General features: G+C 69.9%; 2 protein-coding genes and 1 pseudogene. 1 reads left to right on the top strand and 2 read right to left on the bottom strand.

The features are described 5' to 3' along the window. Positions 1-563: hypothetical protein (locus JHN63_RS50715; protein ID WP_200691887.1), on the top strand; the 563-nt coding region annotated here is incomplete at its 5' end. 18 nt (positions 564-581) lie between these two features. Here the strand turns inward: JHN63_RS50715 and JHN63_RS50710 are convergent. Both JHN63_RS50710 and JHN63_RS50705 read right to left on the bottom strand, forming a co-directional pair. Then, positions 582-776 (bottom strand): annotated as a pseudogene (locus JHN63_RS50710) (dipeptidase); the annotation flags it as partial. A 54-nt stretch (positions 777-830) separates the two neighbouring features. Further along, entirely contained in the window at positions 831-1,529 is a 699-nt protein-coding gene (locus JHN63_RS50705; protein WP_200691886.1) for a DUF6445 family protein, read from the bottom strand. Positions 1,530-1,803 lie beyond the last annotated feature (274 nt).

The raw sequence follows: 1,803 nt of genomic DNA, 5'->3' as shown, positions 1-1,803 counted from the left end.
GCGACGCAGAAGCCGACGCCGGCCATCTCGTGCTCGAACAGCGCCCGGCCGGCGTCGGCTTCTGCGTCGCCGGAGCGCTGCTCATCTTCGCCGCCGTCCTGCTCATCGAGGGCGTGCTCCCCTACGACCCCGTCCACTACGCACGGCGCCTGCTCGGCCAGTGCGCGCCCCTGCCGATCTTCGCGCTCCTGTGCGACGGCGCGTACGCCTACGGCAAGGCGGCCCACGACGGGCGGGCACCCGGCTGGCTGGGCGCGCTCATCGCGCTGCTGCTGACCTTGGTGCTCGCCGTGTCCGTCCTCGGCTTCGCGGCCTACGGCCGTCCCGGTCTGGACGGGATCCGGGTGACCGGCGGCGGGGGCACCCGGACGATCGCGGTGGGCGGACTGTCGGTCGTGACCCTGTGCCTGCTGGGCGTCGTGACGACGATGGGGGTCGCCGACACGGGCTGCTCCGTACCGGTCGGGGCCGTCGTCGCCATCCTGCTCTGCGGATTCCTCGCGGCCCTCGGCCTGTGCGCGTGGCTGTTCCTCACCCGCCCGCCCCGCCCCGCGGCCCCGTGAACTCCCTTACCACGTCCGTCAGTTGCCCCGCGCCTCCGCGAACTCCCGTAGAAACAGCGCCTCTACGTGTGCCATGTGCTCGATCTCCGACGGGTCGACGCTCTCGTTCGGGGCGTGGACGAGGCAGCGGGGTTCCTCGACGCCCATGAGGATGATCTCGGCGCGGGGGTAGGTCTCGGCGAGGACGTTGCACAGGGGGATGGAGCCGCCCTGGCGGAGAAGCGACAGCGGCAGTAAGTCCCCATTCCTGCCGGGGTGTTGGCGGGGTCAGGCCATCCAGAAGAAGACGGCGGTCATCCGCTTCTCCTCCAGCGTGCTGCCGTGGTAGTCGGTCGCGCTGTGCACGAGGTTGGCGTGGTAGAGCAGCAGGCTGTTGTACTTGTGCGGCACACGCACGTCCTCCTCGAAGGCGTCCGGCGCCACGAACCGCGTCCCCAGTGCGTCGACGAGGTTGTTGTGCGGGGCCTGGACGACGTTGCCGCCGAGCCGTCCGCCGGGCAGGTGCTGCCGGTAGAAACTGGTCCCGCAGCCCTTCGGCACGGAGGGGTTGAGATACAGCACGGCGGCGTACCGGCACAGGGCGCGGGAGTCGGTGTGCGGCCGGGGCTCGCTCTCGCCCTTCCCCACGACCTGGATGCAGTTGTGGTTGAGCGTCCCGCCGCCGGGCGCCTTCTGCACCCACAACTCCTTGGCCCCGGTGGCCTGTTTGACCAGCCGCTCGATCCGCCCCAACTCGGCCGGCTCCAGCCCCGGCATGGTGCGCAGCCCCGGCCAGGTCTCCGACGTGTACGGATACCCCTTCACCCAGTCGTCCTTGGCGAGACACCGTTCCCGTACGGCGTCCACGTCCGGGAGCACGTCGTTCAGCACCCAGTAGTCACGGCCCTTGGTGGGCTTGCGATACGGGAGCACGGGGAGCGGGGTCTGACGTGCCGCCCGCTGGGGGTGTGGGGGGAGTGGTGGCATGGGGCCGAACGTATAGCCGGGGTTCACCAATGCTGTGCCATACACCGGTCAACATTCCGTCAACGTAGGGTAGTTGGAGGGCAAGGTCAGACCGACCCCGCCGAACCACCCGCCGGGCCCTCCGACTCGTCACCCTCTTCGACGAACAGATCACGAGGAGCCGAGGGCAAAGAGTGGGTCGAACCAGCCGCACCCCCACCCCCGCCCCCCACCACCCCACGAGAGCCAGCTCACAATCAGGGCTGTCACATTCGTAGGGGCCCGTTCCGTCAGA

The sequence above is a fragment of the Streptomyces sp. MBT65 genome, assembly GCF_016612545.1.
Taxonomy (GTDB): Bacteria; Actinomycetota; Actinomycetes; order Streptomycetales; family Streptomycetaceae; genus Streptomyces.
The sequence above is the reverse complement of the archived record's forward strand: the minus strand, read 5'-3'. Positions and strand labels throughout refer to the sequence as shown.